1 protein-coding gene is annotated in these 298 nt (G+C 70.1%); it reads right to left on the bottom strand.

The genetic code is table 11. The annotated features are described in order from the left end of the window. Positions 1-14: 14 nt before the first annotated feature. Positions 15-206, bottom strand: a complete 192-nt coding sequence (locus ACLBYB_RS33215; RefSeq protein WP_447701429.1) for a fibronectin-attachment protein (FAP) — start codon at positions 204-206, stop codon at positions 15-17. Positions 207-298: the final 92 nt, after the last annotated feature.

Raw genomic sequence — 298 nt, 5'->3', positions numbered from 1 at the left:
CGGGCCGGCTACTCTCAGCCGAAGGAGCCGAAGCCGGAATCGGTCTGGCTGGCGGGCCGCGGAGTCGGCGGCGCGGGCGGGGTGAGGTCGGTCGGGTCGAAGGCGGCGGGCTCTCCCGTGACGGGGTGGGCAGGCGCGCTCGGAATCCGGGGCTCTTCGGCCTCGGGCGTCTCGGGCAGGGCGACGGTCTCGATCCCTCGTGACATCGCGATCCTTCTCAAGGCGGGGCCGGATCGGCTCCGTACTGCAATGCAGCAAGAATCTGACGGTTGAACGACATCGTCAAGGGTCCGCCCTT

The organism is Methylobacterium sp. D54C (genome assembly GCF_053345595.1).
The sequence above is the reverse complement of the archived record's forward strand: the minus strand, read 5'-3'. Positions and strand labels throughout refer to the sequence as shown.